This window comes from Kineococcus sp. NBC_00420, from assembly GCF_036021035.1.
Taxonomy (GTDB): domain Bacteria; phylum Actinomycetota; class Actinomycetes; order Actinomycetales; family Kineococcaceae; genus Kineococcus.
The window spans coordinates 2,411,497-2,430,748 of sequence record NZ_CP107930.1 but is presented as its reverse complement, the minus strand read 5'-3'; the positions used below and the strand labels follow the sequence as shown (position 1 = coordinate 2,430,748).

Sequence of the window (19,252 nt, the reverse complement as noted above, 5' to 3'; positions counted from 1 at the left end):
GCGTTCAGTCCACGTCGAGGATGGACCCGATCCCGGTGACGTCCAGCAGGAAGCGCACCTGGTCCGGTGCGTGCCGCAGGCGCGGTCGGCGGGGCGCGATGCGCTGGGTGAGCCTCACCAGGAAGGCGATGCCCGAGGAGTCCATGAACGTGACCGCCCCGAGGTCGACCACGACGACGTGCTCGGCCTCGGCCCCGTCCAGGACGACGCGGGAGCACAGGGCGGAGAGTTCCCCCTCCAGGCCTGCGTCCACCTCGCCGCGCAGAGCGATCGTCGTGCACCGCGTGACGGGGTCGACGAGGAGGGTGCCCACCGCGTCGCCGGGGCTGGTGGTGTCCTGGCGTGAGCTCACCGGCCGCCGACCCCCCGACGACGGCCCGCAGCCCGCTTCGTGGAGGCGCGGTTGCGACGGCCGGCCAACGCCGACGCCCCCCGCAGGCCCCGGGACAACGCGGTCGGGCCCTCGGAACGTTCGAGCCTCCCGGCGATCGCCCCCATCGTCCTGATCCCCAGGGGTACCGCCACGGAGGCGATCACCCAGCGGCGCAGTCCCTGCGAGAGCAGAACCCACATCGTCGTCGTCCTTTCGAAGCCGCACCCGGGGCGGATCACGACCCCGGTCGACGTTGTGAGTGCTCGAACCCCTCGTTCGTCACGCCGTCGAGACCGTGACGTGCGTCACTTCCCTGGGTCTTCTAGTAGTCAAGAGTTCAACTGGCTCGTGGGCTCGGGAGGTGGTCCCATTCCTCGACGCAGTCGTTCCCGGCGCACGAAGAGGCATGGCGATGGTTCCCACAGCTCGACCCGGAGAGTCCGCGGAACCTCTCGTCGTCCTCGACGCCGGTGCGCTCCGCGGGACCTCACCCCGGTGGGGGACCAAGGAGGTCAAGGGCACGAAGGAGCACGGCGCCCGGGCCGTCGGCCCCGACCTGCTCGCGGAGGCAGTGGCGATCGGGGCGGGTGCCCCACCTCCGCACGGCCGACCCCCGGGCGCCGGGGTCGGGGGAGGACGTGCTGCCGCAGGAGGGGGACCGGTGGAAGGACCGCAGGACGTGACGAGTGGTGGACCCGGGGGCGAGGCCCCGTCCGGGTGGGACCTGGAGGGCGTGCCCGACGAGGCACTGGCCCGCCGGGCCGGGCTCGGTGACAAGGCGGCCTTCGCCGTCCTCGTCGACCGGCACGGCCCGGGGCTGCACCGCCACGTGTCGAGGATGCTGCGCGACCGCGGTGCCGTCGAGGACTGCCTGCAGGAGACGCTGATCGCGGCCTGGAAGGGCCTGCGCGGGTTCCGTGGTCAGGCCAGCGTCCGGACCTGGCTGTTCACCATCGCCCGGCGACAGGTCTTCGCCCACGGCCGGCGCGTCCCGGAGTCCGGCTCGCTGCCCTACGTCGACCCCGCCGAGGTGCTGGACCGGATCGCGGACCTGCGAGACGATCCCGCCCGGACCAGCGTGGAGTCCGGGTTGCTCGAAGCCGTCGACGTCGCGCTGACCCTGCTCCCCGAGCGGCAACGTTCGGCCTGGCTGCTCAAGGAGGTCGAGGGTTTGAGCTACGCGGAGATCGCGATCGTCCTGGACGTCGGCCCCACCGTCGTCCGGGGCCTCCTCGCCCGCGCGCGGACGACCCTCGCGAGCACGTTGGAGGACTGGCGGTGAGCGGCGAACCCCGGGTGGAGTTCCAGGACCTCGGCGCCCGGCTGATCCGCCGCCACACCGAGAACGGCTGGGTGGCGCTGCGCGACGACCTGCTCGACCGCGCCCTGCGGAGCTTCCGACCCTCCGCGCCGGTCCGCGGTCGTCACGGCGGCGGTGACTTCTTCGTCGCCGCGGACGCGCTCGTCGCCCTGCTGCGACGCAGCGTCGACGCGGAACCGCAGGCCGCGGCCTCGGACATCACCTGCGAGACGGACGGGTCGGACGTCCTCGTCTCGGTCACGATCCGGCTCGTCGCCGCCTACGGAGCGCACCTGGTGACCCTCGCCGACGCGGTGCGGGCCCGGGCCCTGGTGGAGCTGCAGGAGGTCCTCGGGGTCCTCGCCCCGGAGATCGCCCGGATCCACACCCACGTCCACGTCGAGGACGTCCACCGCGACCCGCGGATGCTCTGAGCACGGCTTCCCGGGCGGTGGGCGCCGGTGTCCGGGACGCGTACTGTGCGAGAACCGCACGAGGCGCTGAGCCCCGTACGTCACCCGGTCCGAGCAGGAGGGCGCACGGCTGGAGTCGACGGCCACGCGGTACCCCGCCGTCCGCGGCGAACACCCGGCCCCCGGGTGGACAGGAGACGCACCATGGACAAGTCGCCCCGCAACACCAGTGCGAAGAAGACCGGCAAGTCCCTCAAGGAGAAGCGCGTCGACAAGAAGGCCAAGAGCGCGTCGCGCAGCGCCTCCGACGCGGTCAGCGACAGCGTCAAGGGCACCAAGCGCTGAGACCGGTGCCGCCGCGCAGCACCGGTGCTGCGCGGCGGCGGTCAGTCGTGCGTCGAGGTCTCGTGACCGCTGTGGCCGACGGGTTCGAGCTGGAAGGTCGCGTGCTCCACGGCGACGGGGAAGTGCTCGGCCACGCACTCCTGCAGCCGGTCGAGGATCTCGGGTGCGTGACCGTCGCGGAAGCAGGACTCGTCGAGGACGACGTGCGCGGACAGCACCGGCAGGCCCGAGGTGATCTGGCTGGCGTGCAGGTCGTGGACCGCGTGCACGTGCGGGAGTTCCAGCAGGTGCCGGCGCACGTCCTCCAGGTCCAGTCCCGGCGGGGTGGACTCCAGCAGGACCGCCGTGGTCTCCCGCAGCAGACCCAGCGTGCGCGGGACGATGAGGACGCCGATGAGCAGCGACACCAGGGCGTCGGCGCGGGTCCAGCCCGTGAGGGCGATGACCCCGGCGGCGACGATGACGGCCACCGAGCCGAGACCGTCGTTGACGACCTCGAGGATCGCGGCCCGCACGTTGACGTTGCGCTCACCTCCGCCGCGCAGGAGCAGCCACAGGGCGATCACGTTGCCCAGCAGGCCGATCACCCCGAACGTCAGCATCGCGCCGGAGTGCACCTCCGGTGGCTCCAGCAGGCGTCGGACCCCTTCGACGAGGACGAAGACGCCGATGGCCAGCAGCGCGGCGGCCTGAAGCGTCGCGGCGAGGACCTCCGCACGCCGGTAACCCCAGGTGCGCTGGGCGGACGCGGGACGCGCCGCGAGCGTCGCGGCGATGAGGGCGATGACCAGACCCGCGACGTCGGTGAGCATGTGCCCCGCGTCGGCCAGCAGGGCGAGGCTGCCCGAGACGAACGCCCCGACCGCCTCCGCGACGAGGACGGTGGCCGTGACGGCGAGCGCGGCCGCCAGCCTCCGACGGTTCTGCTCGGCCGCCCCGTGACCCCCGTGGCCGTGGCCGTGGCTCACGACGCGACCTCCTCGTGGGCGTGTTCGGGGCAGACCTCGTCGTTGACCGCGAGGACCACGCCGAGCAGGTCGCCCAGCGCGTGCGTCATCCGGGCGTCGGCGATCTCGTACCGCACGCGACGTCCCTCCGGCACGGACACGACGAGGCCGCACCCGCGCAGGCAGGCGAGGTGGTTGGACAGCGACTGGCGCGAGACCCCGAGGAGTTCCGCGAGTTCCGCCGGGTACCCGGGCGCCTCGCGCAGCGCGAGCAGCAGCCGGGACCGGGTGGGGTCGGAGAGGGCGTGGCCGAAGCGGGCCAGGACCTGCGCGTGCGTCGCGATCACCACTCGACAGTACATCGCCGGATGAACTGACGGGGCCCGGCGAGACGGGTAGCTTGCGCAGCACCCACCACTGCTCACCGCTGCGCACCCCGGAGGAACCCACGTGACGATCGAGGACACCGTGCTCGGACACCCGCAGGCGGTTCCCGGGCCGCACGGCGACGTCGACCTGCGCGTCTACCGACCGGCCGGCACCCCCGACGCGGCGCTCGTCTGGGTCCACGGCGGCGGGTTCGCCGCAGGGGACCTCGACATGCCGGAGTCCGACGCCGTGGCCCGTGCCCTGGCCTGCGCCGGGGTGCTCGTCGTCGCCGTCGGCTACCGGCTCGCGGGCCCCGGCACGTTCTACCCCGTCCCCTCCGACGACGTCCTCACCGCCTGGCGGTGGGGCCTGGAGCACGCCCTCGGGGCGGGGGTCGCCCGTGACCGCGTCCAGTTGGGCGGGGCCAGCGCGGGCGGGAACCTCGTCGCCGGCGCGGTGCTGCGCCTGCTCGCGGCCGGAGAACCCGTCCCGGCGGCCGTCTTCCTGGCCTACCCCACCCTGCACGCCGTCCCACCGCTCGCCTCCCCGGTCGCGGACGCCGCGGTGCAGCGACTCCCGGAGGACGAGCGCTGGCCGGTGCCCACCGTCGAGGCGATGTACCGCGGTTTCGTCGGTGGGGACCCCGCGACGGCGCCCGCCGCCGCCGTCCCCGGCACCGCCGACCTCACGGGTTTCCCGCCCGCCTTCGTCCTCACCAGCGAGGTCGACGGCCTGCGGGGTTCGGCCGACGAGTTCGTCCGGCGGCTCGCCGCGCAGGGGACGTCGGTGCTGTCGGTGTGCGAACCGGGGACGGAGCACGGGCACCTGAACCGGCCGGGTCCGGAGTTCGATGCCAGCCTCCGCCGGGTGGTGACCTGGCTCCGCAACGCCCCCGAGCTGGCGGGCTGAAGAACATCCACGGAAAGGGTAGGAAACTTTCCTAACCCCTGCTAGCGTCCTCGCACGGTCAAGCTCCGACGTGGGTGGGAGGTCCTCGGCATGGCGACGCACGACGACCTCCCGGGAACTCCGCGCCTGCTGCGGGCGATCAACGACCGTGCGGCCCTGCGTCTGCTCCTGGAGCACGGCCGGTTGTCCCGCACCGAACTCGGCACCCTCACCGGGTTGTCCAAACCGACCGCCTCACAGATGCTCACGAGGCTCGAGGCCGCCGGTCTGGTCCTGCCCGTCGAGGGGACCGCCACCGGCGGCCCGGGGCGGGTCGCCCAGCTCTACGAACTGAACCCCACCGCCGGGTTCGCGCTCGCGGTCGACGTCACCCCGGAATCCACCCGGGCCGTCGTCGTCGACCTCCTCGGGAACCATGTCGGCGACGCCGACCTCCCCCGCACGGGGGACGACGCGGTGGACCTCTTCCGCCGGGCCCGGGAACGGGCGCTGGCCGCCGCGGGTGTCGGAGCCACCGACATCACGCACACCGTCGTGGCCCTGCCCGGCGCCTACGACAACGCCACCCGCACGCTGCGCCACGCCCGGCACCTGCCCGGCTGGCACCGCGACGGGGTCTTCGCGGAACTCGGGGAACTCCTCGAGGGCCGGGTCGAGTTCGAGAACGACGTCAACCTGCTGGCCCTGGCCGAGCTGCACCAGGGCGCCTCCGTGGGCACGGGAACCTCCGTCCTGCTCTGGTCCGCCAGCGGCATCGGCGCGGCCGTGGTCGTCGGAGGTCGTTTGCACCGCGGGGCCACCGGTAGTGCCGGGGAACTCGGGTACCTTCCCGTCCCGGGTGCGCCGCTCGTCCGCGAGGTGAACCAGGACACCGGGGGGTTCGAGCAGTCCGTCGGTGAACCGGGACTCCTCGAACTCGCCCGCCGCCACGGGGTCCCGGGCGGGAGCCCGGAACAGGTCGTCGCGGCGGCGTCCCCCGGCGGGGAGTTCCTCGCCGAGCTCGCGACCCGCTACGCCACCGGGATCGCCGCCGTCGTCGCGGTGCTCGACCCGGAGGTCGTCGTCTTCTCCGGGCCGGTCGCCGAGGCCGGTGACGAGGTCCTGCGCGCGCTCGTGGAACGGGAGATCGCCGCCCTGGCGATGCGTCCCGTCCCCGTGCGACTCGGCACGATCCTGCACGACCCGGTGCTCACGGGAGCGACGCACGTCGCCGTGACCCGACTGCGCGACAACGTGTTCGACTCCGCCGGCGCGCCCGACGCGCGTTCCGGCGAACGCTCCGCCGGCTCCTGACGGACCACTGCACGACCACCCCGTCCCGCGGGGTGGCGCGTCGCCGTACCTCGATCCCGACCCCGTGAGGGTTCCCCAGAGCTCCCGCCACTTCGTCGTACCCGGCAACGGGTGCGCAGAAAGGACCGGACGTGTCGAAACTCCCCGCTCGCCGCCCCGCGCTCAACCGCCTCGGAGCAGCGCTCACCGTGTTCTCCCTCGCCGCCCTCGGGGCATGCGCACCGTCCTCGAACGGCGGCGACGGCACCAGCGCCGACGATCAGCAGACCATCACCTTCTGGCACGGCTGGAGCCAGGACACCGAGACCGCCGCGATCGACGCCAACATCGCGAAGTTCGAGGAGTTGCACCCCAACATCGAGGTCAAGACCGTCGGTGCGGTCACCGACGACAAGATCCTGCAGGGCATCCGCGGGGCCGACGCCCCCGACGTCGTCTCCTCCTTCAACACCCTCAACGTGGGCGCCTTCTGCGGCGGCGCCCTCGTCGACCTGAACCCGCTCATGGCGAAGGACGGGATCGACAAGGACACCACCTACGTCAAGTCCATGACGCAGTACAGCTCCTACGACGGGGTCCAGTGCACCGTCCCGCTGCTGAGCGACAACTACGGACTGTTCTACAACACCGACATGTTCGCGGCGGCCGGGATCCAGGGACCACCGAAGACCTGGACGGAACTCCAGCAGGACGCGATGAAGCTCACGAAGGGTTCGGGGGACAGCTACTCCCAGCTCGGCATCATGCCGAACCTGCACGGGTACGAGAACGGCACCGGGCACTCGATGGTCCAATGGGGAGCCACCTACTTCGACGCCGACGGCAAGGCCGTCATGTCGAAGGACCCCGCCGTCACGAACTTCCTGACCTACTGGAAGGGCCTGGAGGACTCCCTCGGCGGGTACGTGAACCTGGAGAAGTACCGGACGACCTTCGGTGAGGAGTTCTCGCCCGAGAACGCCTTCGAGGCGCAGAAGGTCGCCATGCAGATCGACGGTGAGTGGCGGACCCAGAACCTCGCGACCGACCAGGTGCCGTTCGGGTGGGCCACCGCCCCGATGCCCGTCCCCGACGACCGGCTCGACGAGTACGGCCGCGGGTGGACCTCGGGCACGGTCGTCGGCATCCCCGCCCGGAGCAAGCACCAGCAGGCCGCCTGGGAACTCGTGAAGTTCCTGACGACGGACACCACCGCCCTGGTCGGTTTCGCCAACGCCATCCACAACGTCCCCTCCACCTACGCCTCGCTGCAGTCGCCGGACCTCGTCAAGGACGAGAAGTTCCAGACCTTCCTCGACATCGCGGCGAACCCGCTGACGACCTCGCCGGTGGTGACCAAGGACGGCGACCAGTACCTGCAGATCTTCGAGGACTTCGCCTACCGCTGGGAGTCGGGTGAGGTGACCGACCTCCAGGCCGGCTTGCGCGAGGTCGACCAGCGCATCGACGCAGCGATGGCCCAGGCCGGTGAGTAGCGCACTCGCCGCCGGCCGGCGTCGGGGGGTCTCCCGCTCGCGGTGGGTCGTGCTGGCCTTCGTCTCCCCGTTCGTCCTCGGCGTCGTCCTGTTCTTCGGCTACCCGCTGGTCTCGACGATCGTGTACTCCTTCGAGAAGTACGACCAGATCAACCCGCCCACCTGGGTGGGGACGCAGAACTGGCACTACGTCTTCGACGAGTACCCGAGGTTCTGGACGGCGCTGCGGAACACGGCCTGGCTGGTCGTGGTGATGGTGAGCCTCCGCCTCGTCTTCGGGCTCGCGGTGGGGATGCTCATCGTCCGCGTACGCGCCGGGGTGGGGATCTTCCGAACCGTCTTCTACCTGCCCTACCTGGCGCCCCCGGTGGCCTCGACGCTGGTGTTCGTGTTCCTGCTGAACCCCGGTAGCGGGCCGGTGAACGGTCTGCTGGAGGCGGTGGGCATCCCGGCCCCGGCCTGGTTCACCGACCCGAACTGGTCGAAACCGGCGTTGGTGCTGCTGTCGCTGTGGGGCATCGGGGACCTCATGGTCATCTTCACGGCCTCCCTGCTGGACGTGCCGCGCGAGTTGTACGAGGCGGCCGAGCTCGACGGCGCCGGGGCGTTCGGCCGGTTCCGCTTCATCACGTTGCCGACGATCCGGCCCATCCTGCTCTTCACGACGGTGACGGGCGTCATCGCCACCATGCAGTACTACACGCAGGCCCTGGTCGCCGGGCAGGCCGCGAGCGGTCAGCTGAGCTCCGCGGGCAGCCGGGTCGAACCCGGCTACCCGAACGGTTCGACGCTGACGCTGCCGCAACTGGTCTACAACCTCGGCTTCCAGAACTTCGACACCGGCTCGGCGAGCGTCATCGCGGTGGTGATGTTCGTCCTGGCCATGGCGTGCACCGTCCTGCTGCTGAAGGCCGGCGGCGGGTTCCTCAAGACCGGGAGGATCGGATGAGCACCGGAGTCCTCACGAAGCCAGGGCCCGTCGAGGTCGTCGCGACCGACCGCGGGTGGCGCCGGTTGGGCCGCACCCGGACCCAGGTCCTGCTGTGGATCGCGACGCACGCCGTCGCGGTCGGCCTGGCCGTCCTGTTCCTGGCCCCCATCGCGTTCCTGCTGCTCACCTCGGTGATGTCCGACCGACAGGCGTTGTCGGGGTCGTTGTGGCCGGACACCTGGCAGTGGTCGAACTACCGCCGGGTCTGGGACACCCCGAACTTCCTGCTCTGGTGGCGCAACTCCCTGGTCTACGCCGGGGTGGGCACGCTGCTCGCGATCACCTCCAGCGTGTTCCCCGCCTACGCGCTGGCCAAGTTCCGCTTCCGCGGGTCCAACGCCCTGATGGTCGTCGTGGTGGCGGCCATGATGCTGCCGCCGCAGGTCGTCGTCGTCCCGATGTACGTCGTGTGGTCGCAGTACTTCGGGCTGACCGGGTCGCTGTGGCCGCTCATCATCCCGCTCGCCTTCGGGGACGCCTTCTCGATCTTCCTGCTGCGCCAGTTCATGCTGACGTTGCCGGACGAGGTCGTGGACGCCGCCAAGGTCGACGGCTGCGGGGAACTGCGGACGTTGTGGCACGTCGTGCTGCCGATGTGCAAGCCGGCCGTCGTGGCGACCTCGCTGTTCCAGTTCTTCGCCCTGTGGAACGACTACTTCGGTCCGCAGATCTACGCCAGCGACGACCCGCGCGCCTGGACGTTGTCCTACGGGCTGCAGACGTTCAAGGGTGCGCACTCCACCGACTGGAACGTGACGATGGCGGCCACCGCCCTCGTCGTGCTGCCGGTGGTCCTCGTGTTCTTCCTCGCCCAGCGCGCCTTCGTCGAAGGCGTCACCCTGACAGGAGTCAAAGGATGAAGATCGTCGTCGTGGGTGGTGGCTCCACCTACACACCGGAACTCGTCGACGGGGTCGCCCGCCTGCAGCACGAGCTGCCGATCTCGGAGATCGTGCTCGTCGACCCCGACGTCGGGCGCCGCGACCTGCTGGCGGGGGTGTCCCAGCGCATCCTCGACGCGCAGGGTGCGCCCGTCCGGGTGCGGGCGAGCGCCGACGTCGCCGAGGCGGCCGACGGGGCCGTGGCCGTCCTGCTGCAACTGCGGGTCGGCGGGCAGGCCGCGCGGGCCCGGGACGAGAGCTGGCCGCTGGAGTGCGGCTGCCTGGGCCAGGAGACGACCGGGGCCGGTGGCCTCGCGAAGGCGCTGCGGACGGTACCCGTCGTCCTCGACATCGCCGAGCAGGTCCGGCGGGTGAACCCCGACGCCTGGATCGTCGACTTCACCAACCCGGTCGGGATCGTCACCCGGGCGCTGCTGACGCAGGGCCACAAGGCGCTCGGGTTGTGCAACGTCGCCGTGGGGTTGCAGCGGTTCTTCGCCGCTCGCCTCGACGTCGCCCCGGAACGGATCTCCCTCGACCACGTGGGGTTGAACCACCTCACCTGGGAACGTGCCGTCCGGGTCCTCGACGAGGACGGCGGCCCGGGGGAGGACGTGCTGCCGCGCCTGCTCGTCGAGGACGGGGAGACCATCGCCAAGCACCTGCACCACCCGCTGGAACTCGTCCGGGCCGTGCGGGCGCTGCCGTCGTACTACCTGCGCTACTTCTACGAGCACGACACCGTCGTCCGCGAGCAGACCGGGGTCCCCTCCCGCGCCGAGCAGGTCGCGGGGATGGAGGCGGAACTGCTGGAGATGTACGCCGACCCCGCCCTGCACGAGAAACCCGAACTGCTGCAGCACCGCGGGGGCGCGTTCTACTCCGAGGCCGCGATCGCCCTGGTCGCGTCCCTGGTGAACGACCGCCGTGACGTCCAGGTCGTCAACACGTTCAACCGCGGCACCTACGGGTTCCTTCCCGACGACATGGTCGTCGAGATCCCCGCCGTGGTGGGAGCGCACGGTGCGACACCCGTCGTCCCCGCGCCGCTGGACCCGGCCAAGGCGGGGCTGGTCGCGCACGTCGCGGCCTACGAGCAGCTCGCGCTCGAGGCCGCGCTGCACGGGGGACGGGACCGGGTCGTCGAGGCGTTGCTGGCGCACCCGCTGATCGGGCAGTGGGACCAGGCCACCTGGCTCGCCGACCGGTTGCTCGCCGAGAACGCCCGGTTCCTGGCGTGGGCGTGAACGGTGACGACCCGGTGGTGGTGGCGCTCGACGCCGGGAACTCCAAGACGGACACGGTGGTCGTCGACGCGGAGGGGACGGTCCTCGCGAGCGCCCGGACGGGCGGGTTCCGGCCCAGCGCGGTCGGGCTGGCCACGGCGTTCACCGAACTCACCGACGGGATCGAGCTCGCGTTGCGGCGCGCGGGCGACCCGCCGGTGGAACTGCTGGCGGCCTACCTCGCCAACGCCGACCTCCCTGCCGAGGAGGAGCGCTACGCAGCCGACCTGACGGCCCGCGGCTACGCCCGGCGCGTCGTCGTGGGCAACGACACGTTCGCGTTGCTGCGGTCCGGGGTCGTGGCCGGAGCGAGCGCCCCGCAGGGGGTCGCAGTCGTGTGCGGGGCGGGGATCAACTGCGTCGGGCTGGCCCCGGACGGTTCCACCGCGAGGTTTCTCGCCCTCGGCCCGACGACGGGGGACTGGGGCGGGGGTGGCACTCTCGTCAACGAGGTCATGTACGCCGCGACCCGGGCCGAGGACGGCCGGGGTCCCGAGACCGCCCTGCGGCCGGCCGTGGCGGACCTCTTCGGTCTGCCGACCGCCCTGGACGTCGCCCTCGCCGTGCACCTGGGCAGGATTCCCGCCCCGGACCTGCACGCGCTGGTCCCGGTGCTGTTCGACGTTGCCGCGGCGGGGGACGTGGTGGCCCGTGCCATCGCACGGCGACAGGCCGAGGAGGTCGTCGCGATGGCCCGGGTCGCGCTGCAGCGGTTGGGGTTGGATGCCGCGCCGGTCGACGTCGTGCTCGGCGGCGGAGTCCTGGCGGGGGGTCACCGCGTGCTGCTCGACGCCGTCCGGGAGGGGGTCCTCGCGGTCGCACCCGGCGCCCGGTTCGTCGTCCCGGATGCACCGCCGGTGCTCGGGGCGGCGTTGCTGGCCCTCGACGGACTGGGGTTGGGGAGCGAGGCCCGGGCCCGGGCCGAGCGGCGGTTGCGGTCCGGGGCGGTCGCGGCGGCGCAACCGGTCTGAGCGGTCGGTCCTCCGGGACCTACCGGCCGGCGGATCCCCCTCCTCGCGGCAGCAGGACGACCTTGCCGACGATCGTCCGCGACTCGGCCAGGCGCATCGCCTCCACGATCTCCTCGAGCGGGAACGTCGCGGCGACGTGGGTGGTCAGCCGACCGTCGGCGAGGCGGGCGAAGACGTTCCCGAGGTCCTCGCGGATCCTCGCCTGGAACCGTGCGGGGTTCCGGCGGCCGGCCCAGACGTTGAAGAACGTCGCGCGTCGGCCGTCGGGCCGGACGTTCCACCAGGCGAGTCGGGCCATGAGCTTCAGGATGGGCCAGGTCGGGCTCCCGCTGCCGTCGCGGGTCGCGGCGGTCCCGTAGGAGACCAGGGTCCCCCCGCGACGCAGCAACCGGTGGGAGGCGAAGAGGCCCGCCCCGCCGACGTGGTCGAAGACGGCGTCGACCCCGTCGGGGGCAAGGGCCCGGACCTGCGCCTCGACGTCGCCGCGGTAGTCCACGGGTTCGACCCCGAGGTCGCGCAGCGCGTCGTGGTGGCGTGGCGAGGCGGTGCCGATCACCCGGGCACCCGCGTCGCGGGCGAGTTGGGCGAGCACCGTCCCGACGCCGCCGTTCGCGCCGTGCACGAGGACCGTCTGACCGGCCCGGACCTTCGCGGACCGGTGCAGCATCGACCACGCGGTGATCCCGTTCACGACCAGGGTCGAGGCTTCGGCGGGGTCGACGCCGGCCGGCACCGGCACCAGGTCCTCGGCCGGGACGAGGGCGTGGGTGGCCCAGCCGCCGGTCTTCGTCATGGCCGCCACGCGCTGTCCGAGGAGTCCGGCGGGGGTGCCGGGTCCGAGGTCGACGACGGTCCCCACGAGGTCGTAGCCGGGGGTGAAGGGGAACGCGGGCTGGTCGTAGTAGCGGCCCCGGCGCATCTGCTGCTCGGCGTAGGAGATGCCGCTGGCCTCGACGGCCACCAGCACCTGGCCGGTGGTGGGCGCGGGGAGGTCGACCTGCTCGAGGCGCAGGCCCTCGGGGTCGACGACGCCGGGGAGGACGACTCGGGTGGTGGTCATGGTGGTCTCCTTGTGTGTGATTGGTCAGTCACTTCATGGAGCACGCTGAAGAGCGCTGCGGTGCAGCGCTCTTCAGGGGTGGCGGATGCCGTGGGTGAGGGTGTCCGCCCACGCGTGCGGCAGGTCGTGGAGGTCGGCCGTCACGACGAGGTGGCACAGCTGGCCGTAGGCCAGGAAGCGCTGGACGGCGTCGGGGTCCGCGCCGGAGAGGTCGGTGGCCGTCTGCGTCACCAGGGCGAGACCGCGGCGCACCGCGTCGCGGATCTCGGGGACGTCGCAGGAACTCTGCGCGTGCACCTGCAGCATCAGCAGGTCGCGGTCGGCGATCAGCTGGGCGTAGGCGCCGCCCATCGCGTGCAGGATCCCCGCGGGGGAGGGGTCGGCGGCCTGCTCGGCCCCTTCGTGCAGGGCCCGTGCGACCAGCGAGTAGCAGTGGTCGAGGGCCGCCGTGAAGAGGCCGAGCTTGCCGTCGAAGAGCCGGAACACGTAGGCGGGGGAGATCCCCGCCTCCGTCGCGACGGCTGCCACCGGGGTCGCGTGGTAGCCGCTGCGCGCGAAGACCCGGACCGCGCCGGCCACGACCAGGGCGCGCTGGGCCTGTGCCGTCGACCTCGTCGCTGTCATGTGTGTGATTGAACAGTCACAACAGCTCGACGTCAACCCCCCGTCACGTCACCAGCTCAGGCGGGTCGCGGTCAGGCCGCCGTCGACGTCCAGCGTGACGCCCTGCACCATCCGGGCCGCGTCCGAGACGATGAAGGCCACGGCGTCCGCGACGTCCTGCGGCGCAGCAGGTACCCCGGCCGGAGTCGTCGCCGCCTGGGCCAGCACCACCTCGCGGGCGTAGTCGTTGCCGGGCGTCAGGGTGATGCCCGGGGCGACGGTGTTCACCCGCACCCCGCTGGGGCCGAACTCGGCGGCCCAGGTCCGGGTCATCTGCTCCACCGCGGCCTTCGTCGCCGTGTACATGGCCCCGAACGCCACCCCTGTCCGCGACATCCACGACCCGATGTTGACGATCGCACCGCCACCGTGGGCGACCATCGCCGGAGCGATCTCCCCCACGAGGACGTGCGGGGCGCGGACGTTCACCGCGAGCATCGCGTCGAGGTCCTCGTCGGAGGCGCTCGCGGTCGGGCCGACGGGGTAGATGCCGGCGTTGTTCACCAGCACGTCGATGCGACCCCCGAGCAGCTGCGTCGCGGTCTCGACGAGGGCGCGGAGTTCGGCGGCGGGACGGGAGAGGTCGGCGGCGAGGAAGTCGGCCTTCGCGCCGGCGGCGCGCAGTTCCCCGACCAGGCGTTCGCCGCGGGTCGTGTCGCGCCCGCTCACCAGGACGTGGGTCCCGGCGGCGGCGAGGGTGCGGGCGATGGCCTCGCCGATCCCGCTGGTGGATCCGGTGACCAGGGCGGTTCGGTTCGGGGTCTCGTTCGTCGTCATGACCACAGTCCAACCGGGTTCGGTGAACCGGACCAGAGCCTGTCCAACCTGGTCACGGCAGGACCAGGTCGATCCTGGTGGCGGGTCGTACCGTGGAGGCGTGCCTGCCGACCGTTCCGCCCTGGGGGCCTTCCTGCGTTCGCGCCGTGACCGGCTCACCCCCGCCCAGGCCGGGATGACCCCGTTCCCCGGACCGCGGCGGGTTCCCGGTCTGCGCAAGGAGGAACTCGCGGTCCTCGCCGGGCTCAGCCCCGACTACTACAGCCGGCTGGAACAGGGCCGCCAGGCGAACGTCTCGGTGGGGATCCTCGACGAACTCGCCCGCGCGCTCCGCCTCGACGACGTGGAACGGCAGCACCTGCACGACCTGGCCGCCCCCGCAGGGCGACCCGGCGCGGTCCGGGAACCGCCGCAGGTCGCCGACCCGGGGTTGTTGCGGGTGATGACGACCCTCGACCACGTTCCCGTGCTGCTGCTGGGCGACCGCTCGCAGGTCCTGGCCCGCAACGCGTTGCTCCGCGAGGTGCTGGGGGACCCGATGGAACCGGGGCGGGTGTTCTCCGACTGGTTGCTGACCGATCCCGTGGCCCGCGAACGCATCCTGAACTGGGTCGAGTTCGCCCAGTACGCCGTCGCGGCGCTGCGCCGGGAATCCGCCCGCCGCCCGCACGACCGCCGCCTGCACGCCGAGATCGCCAGGTTGCGCACCGACCCGGACGTCGACCGCTGGTGGGAGGACCACCGGGTGCGGGACTACGCCTCGATGACCAAGCGGATCCAGCACCCCGCCGCGGGGTGCCCTGACGTTCGGGGTGGAAGTGCTCGTCGGTCCGCTGGACCCCGGGCAGCGGTTGATCGTCTACACCTGCGAACCGGGTTCGGCGACGGCGCTCGCCCTCCCCCTGCTGACGTCGTGGGCACTGGATCCGGTTCCGCCGCGAGGATGAGGAGCGGTCCGCCGGAGCGTGAGGTGCGTCCGTTCAGGCCGAGCGGCGGATTTCCGCGAGGACGAGACCGGTCGCCGTCTCGCGGTCCAGGTCGACCCCCGCCGCGCGGAGCGCGCGAACGGCCGGCCCCTCCGGGTGGTCGAGGATCGCGAGCAGGAGGTGCTCTGTACCGATGTGGCTGTGCTGCAGCGAGATCGCCACCCGCAGGGCGTCGGTGAGGGTTTCCCGGCCCGTGCTGTCGAACGGCAGGTGGCCGGGACCCGTTCCGCCCAGGAACCTGCGTCGGCGGGGTTCTCCGTCGAGCGCACCGGGCCCGAAGGACTCCTCCGCCCGGCGTCGCACCTCGTCCACGTCGATCCCGAGTTCCCGCAGCGCAGCCGCGTCCGCGGCCGGCCCGGCGGAGTCACGGACGAGGGGAGCGAGGGTGGCGGCGTCGGCGCCCGCGCCGACGAGGACCCGCTGCGCCCCCGAGGGGGTGGCGAGCAGGGACAGCAGGAGGTGCTGGGACCCGATGCCGGCGTGGCGGAACTCCCGCCCGACGGTCTGGGCGTGCACGACGGCCTCGCGGGCGGGTCGGGTGAACCGTTCGAACACAGGTTTCTCCTCCGGGTCAGAGTTTCCGGGAGTGCTTCTTGTGGACGGCCTGCTTGCTGACGCCGAGGGCCAGGGCGATGTCCGCCCACGACCACCCGAGATCACGGGCCCGGGCGACCTGGAGGTCCTCGAGCCGCTCGAGCAGGCGTCGGAGGGCGGCGACGGCGCGCAGGCCCACCGCCGGGTCGGGATCCGTCCCGCGGGTGACCAGCAGGTCGGTGCCGTCCGGTTCGCTCATGCGTCAACTGTGGTTGACGATCGTGGGGTTGTCAACTGTGGTTGACGGGCGGCTCGGGTCACGTGGAGGTCTCTGGTCTCCTGTGTAGGGTCCCGATCTACTTTGCGCCGTCCCACGTCAGTTTGCGCCTACTTTGCGCCCGCGCAAAGTAGGCGGGACGCGATGACCGGCTCCGGGACGGTCGGTGACTTCCACGACAGCGGGATGACCGGTAGATCCTCGAGTACCCAGACAGGCCTATCCGCTCGAGAGTGCAACGGACAGTGCCTCGGCGCTGGCATCGTCGACGTCATGACGGAGCCGACCCACGACCAGAGCTACCAAAGTGCGAGGTGGGACGCACCCCTCACCGCTCTGCCTCTGCCACCGCAAGCGGAGCACGTCCTGGACTCTCTGCTGCCCATGCGTGGACTCAGCCGACGCGGCTACAACCGCCCACCGGACACTCTCGCCGAGGCCTGGCAGCTCGCCTCCCGGGCGATGTTCCGGGACTGGTTGGGGTTCGAGCCGCCCACCCTGCCCAGCCTCGCCGAGGACCACGAACTGGTCGAGCACTTCGTCGTGCAGCCTTCCCAGCCGCTCCCCCCGCGTTGGGCCATCCCCTCGGGGACCAACGTGACCTTGAGCGTGCTCTACGCACCAGCCGCCTACGAGTGGGGTGCGCCTGGTTCCTACGCCGCCGCCGCTGAACGGGGCATGGTCCCCGTGTCTCTACTGACCGGCTACGGCGCACCGTGGCCGCAGGCGCCACGACCGACGTGGGAAGTCCGTGAGAACTCCGGCAGCGGGGACTCCGTCGTCGTCCCTGTCGGGGACGCCCTCATCGGAGTGCAGCGCCGTCAGGAGGCGTTGACGCGCTTGGCGTGGTCTGCGCCGGTGCCGACTCCGGGGTTCAACGTGACGGTGTGGGCGTACTCGCCGCCGAGGGAGGCGGTGACCGCGTTGGTCAAGGATTGGAAGTCGATACGGCTGCGTCCCCTTCCGCATCCTCGCTAGGACCTGGTGGACACGGCCGGCCAAGATCAACGTCCACGACAGCGGGATGACCGTGCGATGAGGGTCCACGGGTCGCTGGCCTAACCGTGTGAGAGAAGCGACGCGCCTGACGGCAGCACTCCCTCCGAGGCACGCTGTTGACGTGATCTGGATGTTGCTCCTCGCTACGGCAGCCTTGTCGGCGGTCGCTGGTCTGCTCGTGATGCGCGCCAACCCCGGTCGCAGACTGCCTTGGTCCGGTCGAGTCGCGCCGTCGTGGTCCTACACAGCGGATGCAGATCCCTGGTCCGCGAAGGCAGCTCGCCTTACATCCCTGATGCTCGCCATCTTCACGGCTTCCCACGGGGACGCCGACGTCGGCGATGGCCTGTGGTTGTGGGCCCTGGCTGCGGTGATCGTTCCACTGTTGGTGGTCTACGCGGTTCACAACCATCGAGTACGACCACCGGACTGAACGACCACGCACCATGACTCGTCCGTCTTGGTGATCATGCGCTCCTCGCCGTGACTGCGACGTCGCCGACCGCACGCACCGCGGGGTGAGCGGGCGTTGGTCAGCGATGCCGAGAGCGAGCCACGATGACCGTCGCGAATGAACGAGCGGCAACGACGCTGAAGAAGAGAGCAAGGACGAGCCGCAGGCCCCACCAATCGGCTCCGATGAGCAGCAAGATCCACGACAGGACCGCCGCGAGGCCCATGAGACGGCCCACCACCAAGGCTCGTTGCGGTGTGTCCGCGGACTGCCACCACGGTCGCTTCGTCGGCTGATGCGAGGGACTCAGTTGGTTGGACGGGTCACTGTCGTTGCTCACCACAACAGATTGAGGTCTGAAGGCTTGCGTTCGCAGCCCGAAGGACGGTCCGCGTGCTCTTCGCAGCTTCACCCGCTCTTCGACTACTTGTTCACTGGACCCACGGTGACAGCCCGGCCAGGCTGTGCCGAGGTGCCCGGCGTGACGCTCTCATTTCGACTGCCCACCAGCTTCACCGGTGTGGCTCCCTCTTGGCATGCGGAGCGTCGGGCACCGCCCGGCGGGGTGTGGCTCAAGAAGGGACTGTTGCACTCGAAGTAGTACTGCCCATCCTTGCCAGCAGTGACGGCCGGATCGTCTGGTCTGGCCGCAGGCTCGAGGTGGGGAACGAGGTGGACGCCACGATGAACGTCATCATCGGGATGGATCCGCACAAACGTTCAGCAACGATCGAGGTGCTCGGCCCCGGCGAGCAGGTCCTGGCCGGTGGGCGGTTCGGCACTGACACCTCCGGCTACCGCGAGATGCTCACCGCCGGCCGAGCATGGCCGCAGCGGACGTGGGCGGTCGAAGGGGCCGGCGGCATCGGCAAACACCTGGCTCAGCGTCTGCTGGCCGATGGTGAGCAGGTGGTGGACGTGCCAGCGACGTTGTCGGCGCGGGTGCGGGTGTTTTCCACCGGCAACGGCCGTAAGACCGACGCGACCGATGCCCACTCCATCGCCCTGGCCGCGGTGAGAACGTCGACCCTGCGGCGGGTCCAGGCTGATGGGGAGAACATGGCACTTCGCCTGCTGGTGGATCGCCGCGACGAGCTCGGGGTACTGCGAACTCAGACGGTCAACCGAATCCACAAGCTACTGCTGGAACTGCTACCCGGTGGGGCAAAGACGTTCCTGACTGCGGCGCAGGCCAAGAAGCTGCTGGCCACGGTCAAACCGCGTGACGTCGTCGGCAAGACCCGGCGGGCGTTGGCGGTGGAGAAGATCGCTGACCTGACGGTCATCGACGCCAAGATCAAGGCGGCGAAGAAGCAGCTGAGCGAGCTGATCACCGCGACCGGGTCACGGTTGCTGGAGCTCAATGGGATCGGCCCGTCGGGGGCGGCGCGGTTGCTGGGTGACGTCGGCGACATCGCCCGGTTCCCGACCAAGGCTCATTTCGCGTCCTGGAACGGGACCGCCCCCATCGATGCGTCCAGTGGTGACAACAGCAGGCAGCGGCTGTCGCGGTTGGGCAACCGTCGGATCAACAGGGTGCTGCACATCGCTGCGATCGTGCAGATTCGTCATGACACCGAGGGGCGGGCCTACTTCCGGCGGAAGTTGGCGGCGGGGAAGTCGCCTTTGGAGGCGATCCGGTGCTTGAAGCGGCGTCTGTCCGACGTGATCTATCGCCAGATGGTCGCTGACGCTGCAGCCGTCACGACCCCGGTCGAGGCTGACGCAGCACCCGCCGTCTTGGTCGAGGAAGACGCTCAGCAGCAGGTGCTGGTGACGGGCCCGGGAGGACAGGCGGGGGCGTCTGCTGGCTCCAGCGCGACCGGCTCGTACCCCGGTGCCGGTTCTTCGGAGAAGTCACTTCCCGGGCCCGCAGCACCCATCGTCGCTACTGGAAGCCGACGCCGCAAGACCCCCACTTCACGGGCCGGTTGACACAGAAGGGGTCC

Annotated in this window: 21 protein-coding genes and 1 pseudogene; 13 read left to right on the top strand and 9 right to left on the bottom strand. The window is 71.3% G+C overall.

The genetic code is table 11. The features are described 5' to 3' along the window. Nucleotides 1-4: 4 nt before the first annotated feature. Nucleotides 5-352, bottom strand: coding sequence for an STAS domain-containing protein (locus tag OG218_RS11905; RefSeq protein WP_328293437.1), 348 nt, complete (start codon nt 350-352; stop codon nt 5-7). Further along, nucleotides 349-573: a hypothetical protein gene (locus OG218_RS11900; RefSeq protein WP_328293436.1), complete on the bottom strand. Its 225-nt coding sequence runs from the start codon at nt 571-573 to the stop codon at nt 349-351. The genes OG218_RS11905 and OG218_RS11900 overlap by 4 nt, the downstream gene beginning before the upstream one ends. 206 nt (nt 574-779) lie before the next feature. Here OG218_RS11900 and OG218_RS11895 point away from each other — a divergent pair, with 206 nt between their 5' ends. The 3 genes from OG218_RS11895 to OG218_RS11885 all read left to right on the top strand — a co-directional run bounded on the left by OG218_RS11895 (nt 780) and on the right by OG218_RS11885 (nt 2,431). Further along, nucleotides 780-1,655: an RNA polymerase sigma factor gene (locus OG218_RS11895; RefSeq protein WP_328293435.1), complete on the top strand. Its 876-nt coding sequence runs from the start codon at nt 780-782 to the stop codon at nt 1,653-1,655. Beyond that, nucleotides 1,652-2,107, top strand: a complete 456-nt coding sequence (locus tag OG218_RS11890; RefSeq protein WP_328293434.1) for a hypothetical protein — start codon at nt 1,652-1,654, stop codon at nt 2,105-2,107. The genes OG218_RS11895 and OG218_RS11890 overlap by 4 nt, the downstream gene beginning before the upstream one ends. A 183-nt stretch (nt 2,108-2,290) precedes the next feature. Further along, the gene (locus OG218_RS11885) at nt 2,291-2,431 is read left to right on the top strand and encodes a hypothetical protein (RefSeq protein ID WP_328293433.1); all 141 of its coding nucleotides are present in this window, start codon (nt 2,291-2,293) and stop codon (nt 2,429-2,431) included. A 41-nt stretch (nt 2,432-2,472) separates the two neighbouring features. On the opposite strand, the gene OG218_RS11880 is transcribed toward OG218_RS11885, so the two are convergent. Both OG218_RS11880 and OG218_RS11875 read right to left on the bottom strand, forming a co-directional pair. Next, nucleotides 2,473-3,399, bottom strand: coding sequence for a cation diffusion facilitator family transporter (locus OG218_RS11880; protein ID WP_328293432.1), 927 nt, complete (start codon nt 3,397-3,399; stop codon nt 2,473-2,475). Next, complete coding sequence (locus tag OG218_RS11875; RefSeq protein WP_380160211.1) at nt 3,396-3,740, bottom strand: ArsR/SmtB family transcription factor; 345 nt, start codon at nt 3,738-3,740, stop codon at nt 3,396-3,398. Before OG218_RS11875 ends, OG218_RS11880 begins: the two co-directional genes overlap by 4 nt. Nucleotides 3,741-3,828: 88 nt before the next feature. On the opposite strand from OG218_RS11875, the gene OG218_RS11870 reads away from it, so the two are divergent. From OG218_RS11870 to OG218_RS11840, 7 genes are all read left to right on the top strand, one after another. Beyond that, on the top strand, nt 3,829-4,656 hold the full coding sequence (locus OG218_RS11870; RefSeq protein ID WP_328293430.1) for an alpha/beta hydrolase: 828 nt from the start codon (nt 3,829-3,831) through the stop codon (nt 4,654-4,656). 90 nt (nt 4,657-4,746) lie between these two features. Beyond that, nucleotides 4,747-5,949, top strand: a complete 1,203-nt coding sequence (locus OG218_RS11865) for an ROK family transcriptional regulator (RefSeq protein ID WP_328293429.1) — start codon at nt 4,747-4,749, stop codon at nt 5,947-5,949. A gap of 131 nt (nt 5,950-6,080) precedes the next feature. Further along, nucleotides 6,081-7,424, top strand: a complete 1,344-nt coding sequence (locus tag OG218_RS11860; RefSeq protein WP_328293428.1) for an ABC transporter substrate-binding protein — start codon at nt 6,081-6,083, stop codon at nt 7,422-7,424. Beyond that, entirely contained in the window at nt 7,417-8,373 is a 957-nt protein-coding gene (locus OG218_RS11855; protein ID WP_328293427.1) for a carbohydrate ABC transporter permease, read from the top strand. Before OG218_RS11860 ends, OG218_RS11855 begins: the two co-directional genes overlap by 8 nt. Continuing rightward, nucleotides 8,370-9,275, top strand: coding sequence for a carbohydrate ABC transporter permease (locus tag OG218_RS11850; RefSeq protein ID WP_328293426.1), 906 nt, complete (start codon nt 8,370-8,372; stop codon nt 9,273-9,275). Before OG218_RS11855 ends, OG218_RS11850 begins: the two co-directional genes overlap by 4 nt. Beyond that, nucleotides 9,272-10,543 (top strand): 6-phospho-beta-glucosidase, encoded by a 1,272-nt coding sequence (locus OG218_RS11845; RefSeq protein ID WP_328293425.1) that lies wholly within the window; start codon nt 9,272-9,274, stop codon nt 10,541-10,543. The genes OG218_RS11850 and OG218_RS11845 overlap by 4 nt, the downstream gene beginning before the upstream one ends. Next, nucleotides 10,540-11,553 carry an N-acetylglucosamine kinase gene (locus OG218_RS11840; protein ID WP_328293424.1) on the top strand — a complete coding sequence of 338 codons (1,014 nt, stop codon included), beginning with the start codon at nt 10,540-10,542 and terminating at the stop codon, nt 11,551-11,553. The genes OG218_RS11845 and OG218_RS11840 overlap by 4 nt, the downstream gene beginning before the upstream one ends. A 19-nt stretch (nt 11,554-11,572) precedes the next feature. On the opposite strand, the gene OG218_RS11835 is transcribed toward OG218_RS11840, so the two are convergent. From OG218_RS11835 to OG218_RS11825, 3 genes are all read right to left on the bottom strand, one after another. After that, nucleotides 11,573-12,613 carry a medium chain dehydrogenase/reductase family protein gene (locus OG218_RS11835; protein ID WP_328293423.1) on the bottom strand — a complete coding sequence of 347 codons (1,041 nt, stop codon included), beginning with the start codon at nt 12,611-12,613 and terminating at the stop codon, nt 11,573-11,575. A 72-nt stretch (nt 12,614-12,685) separates the two neighbouring features. Beyond that, the gene (locus OG218_RS11830; protein ID WP_328293422.1) at nt 12,686-13,237 is read right to left on the bottom strand and encodes a TetR/AcrR family transcriptional regulator; all 552 of its coding nucleotides are present in this window, start codon (nt 13,235-13,237) and stop codon (nt 12,686-12,688) included. A gap of 48 nt (nt 13,238-13,285) precedes the next feature. Further along, on the bottom strand, nt 13,286-14,053 hold the full coding sequence (locus OG218_RS11825) for an SDR family NAD(P)-dependent oxidoreductase (protein ID WP_328293421.1): 768 nt from the start codon (nt 14,051-14,053) through the stop codon (nt 13,286-13,288). On the opposite strand from OG218_RS11825, the pseudogene OG218_RS26645 reads away from it, so the two are divergent. Beyond that, nucleotides 13,983-14,789 (top strand): annotated as a pseudogene (locus OG218_RS26645) (helix-turn-helix transcriptional regulator); the annotation flags it as partial. The gene OG218_RS11825 and the pseudogene OG218_RS26645 sit on opposite strands and share 71 nt — an antisense overlap. 244 nt (nt 14,790-15,033) lie before the next feature. On the opposite strand, the gene OG218_RS11815 reads toward OG218_RS26645, so the two are convergent. Together OG218_RS11815 and OG218_RS11810 are read right to left on the bottom strand one after the other, a co-directional pair. Further along, nucleotides 15,034-15,594, bottom strand: coding sequence for a Clp protease N-terminal domain-containing protein (locus OG218_RS11815; RefSeq protein ID WP_328293419.1), 561 nt, complete (start codon nt 15,592-15,594; stop codon nt 15,034-15,036). A 16-nt stretch (nt 15,595-15,610) separates the two neighbouring features. Next, the gene (locus OG218_RS11810; RefSeq protein WP_328293418.1) at nt 15,611-15,832 is read right to left on the bottom strand and encodes a helix-turn-helix domain-containing protein; all 222 of its coding nucleotides are present in this window, start codon (nt 15,830-15,832) and stop codon (nt 15,611-15,613) included. Between the two features lie 402 nt (nt 15,833-16,234). On the opposite strand from OG218_RS11810, the gene OG218_RS11805 reads away from it, so the two are divergent. After that, nucleotides 16,235-16,828, top strand: coding sequence for a hypothetical protein (locus tag OG218_RS11805; RefSeq protein ID WP_328293417.1), 594 nt, complete (start codon nt 16,235-16,237; stop codon nt 16,826-16,828). A gap of 1,159 nt (nt 16,829-17,987) precedes the next feature. Further along, the gene (locus OG218_RS11800) at nt 17,988-19,238 is read left to right on the top strand and encodes an IS110 family transposase (RefSeq protein WP_442906493.1); all 1,251 of its coding nucleotides are present in this window, start codon (nt 17,988-17,990) and stop codon (nt 19,236-19,238) included. Nucleotides 19,239-19,252 lie beyond the last annotated feature (14 nt).